At 38.8% G+C, this 2,303-nt stretch carries 3 protein-coding genes; all 3 read left to right on the top strand.

The genetic code is table 11. The features are described from left to right. The first annotated feature begins 203 nt into the window (after window positions 1-203). Complete coding sequence (gene pstC, locus BWI44_RS06660; RefSeq protein WP_286812317.1) at window positions 204-1,136, top strand: phosphate ABC transporter permease subunit PstC; 933 nt, start codon at window positions 204-206, stop codon at window positions 1,134-1,136. Beyond that, the gene (gene pstA / locus BWI44_RS06655) at window positions 1,133-1,987 is read left to right on the top strand and encodes a phosphate ABC transporter permease PstA (protein ID WP_286812312.1); all 855 of its coding nucleotides are present in this window, start codon (window positions 1,133-1,135) and stop codon (window positions 1,985-1,987) included. The genes pstC and pstA overlap by 4 nt, the downstream gene beginning before the upstream one ends. A gap of 23 nt (window positions 1,988-2,010) precedes the next feature. Further along, a partial coding sequence (locus BWI44_RS06650; RefSeq protein WP_286812308.1) for an ATP-binding cassette domain-containing protein occupies window positions 2,011-2,303 on the top strand: 293 nt, incomplete at its 3' end.

The raw sequence follows: 2,303 nt of genomic DNA, 5'->3' as shown, positions 1-2,303 counted from the left end.
TATGTTCGTGTTAAGGTAAGAGGCGAAAGATATTAATTATATCTTTCGTCTCTTTTGTTATCTCCTGTGTAGGCATAAATTCATTCTTTTTTATGTAGACTTACAACAATTTTACATACATTTTACACAGTGACGTCAATGCAATTTACATGAAACAAGTAAAGTTTACTTAAGAAACAGAATGATATCGGGGAGGTGGCCACATGGCATCTAATGAATTATTGATGGATGACATTGAGACAAATAACGTGATAACAAAAGAAATGAAGAGTTATAGAAGAAGAGCAAGAAAAGAGGTTTATGCAAAGTACATGTTTTTGCTAGCAGCCTTAGTCAGTATCTTTGCAGTAGGCGTCATCTGCGTCTTCCTATTAGCAAACGGTATACCTGCAATGAAGAAAATCGGATTGTTTAATTTCTTGTTAGGAGAGAAATGGAAGCCTAATAACATTCCTGCTTCCTATGGAATCTTCCCATTTATCTTAGGTAGTATCTATATTACAGCTGGTGCTGTAATTATGGGGGTTCCAATTGGTATCCTGACTGCTGTGTTTATGGCAAGGTTCTGTCCGAAGAGAATCTATCGGGTCATGAAATCAGCCATCGACTTATTGGCTGGAATACCATCCATTGTATATGGATTTTTCGGTGTTATGATTATTGTGCCATTCGTAAGCAATGTATTCGGAGGGAATGGAAACAGTATTCTTACAGCTTCCATATTGTTAGGAATTATGATTTTACCGACTATCGTCAGTGTAAGTGAGGCGGCTATTAGAGCGGTACCTGATAGCTACTATGAAGGGGCATTAGCTCTTGGAGCCAGCCATGAGAGAAGCGTATTCTTTACTATATTACCAGTAGCAAAATCCGGTATTATGGCAGGTGTGATCCTTGGAATTGGTAGAGCAATTGGAGAAACTATGGCGGTGATTATGGTAGCAGGTAACAATACCAGAATGCCAAAAGGAATTCTCAAAGGGGTTCGTACTATGACCGCTAATATCGTTATGGAAATGGGATATGCAGCAGATCTGCATAGAGAAGCACTGATAGCAACGGCAGTGGTACTGTTTGTGTTTATTCTGATTATCAATCTGTGTTTCTCTTTCATTAAAAGGAGGAGTAATATATGATGACAATTAACATGCAAACAAAGAAGCCTAAGAAACGTCGAGATAACATATCTCTTTTGCTTCGGGGATTAGTTATGATTGCTGCAACAATTACAGTCGCAGTGCTAGCATTTATTATTCTCTATATTGTTATACGAGGGGTTCCGTATCTATCGCTGGATATGTTTTCGTTGAAGTATAACACAACAAATTTATCGCTTATGCCTGCATTGATCAATACGATTCTTATGACGGCATTATCCTTACTCATAGCAGTTCCGATTGGAATTAGCTCAGCAATCTACCTTGTAGAATACGCCAAGAGAGGGAACAAGTTTGTTGGAATTATCAGAATTACCTCAGAAACCTTATCAGGAATCCCATCCATCGTATATGGATTGTTCGGTATGCTGTTCTTTGTTACAGCACTTGGATGGAGACTTTCCATTCTATCAGGAGCAGCAACGCTATCTATTATGATTCTGCCACTTATTATGAGGACAACAGAGGAAGCATTAAAATCTGTACCAGACTCTTATAGAGAAGGCAGCTTTGGATTAGGTGCTGGACGGCTAAGAACAGTATTTAAGATTGTGCTTCCAGCAGCACCAGGTATTCTTTCAGGCGTCATTCTTTCCATTGGTCGTATTGTAGGCGAGTCAGCAGCCTTGATTTTTACAGCAGGCAGCGTACCAGAATTACCAAAGAGTTTGTTTGATTCTAGTAGAACGCTGGCAGTACATTTATATAATCTGTCCAGTGAAGGATTACATGTCAATCAGGCATTTGCAACAGCAGTAGTATTGCTTATTATTGTAATGCTAATTAATTGGGGATCGAGAAAACTGGCGAATCGCCTATCACGCGCCTAATCACATTTAAAGGAGAGAAGAATATGATTACAAATCGAAATAAGATGGAGATCTCTGATTTGAATCTTTACTATAATGATTTTCATGCACTAAAGGATGTAAATCTAAGTATTAATAAAGGGGAAATCACAGCATTTATTGGACCATCTGGTTGTGGGAAATCTACGTTGCTTAAATCCTTAAACCGTATGAATGATCTGGTGGAAGGCTGTAAGATAACAGGTCAGGTCTTGCTAGACGGTGAGGACATATATTCAGGTGTGGATATCAACTTGCTTCGTAAACGAGTGGGAATGGTATTCCAGAAACCGAACCC

Origin of the sequence: Bacteroides sp. Phil13 (assembly GCF_001940965.1) — a bacterium.
In the GTDB taxonomy this organism is placed as follows: Bacteria; Bacteroidota; Bacteroidia; order Bacteroidales; family Bacteroidaceae; genus Bacteroides; species Bacteroides intestinalis.
The sequence above is the reverse complement of the archived record's forward strand: the minus strand, read 5'-3'. Positions and strand labels throughout refer to the sequence as shown.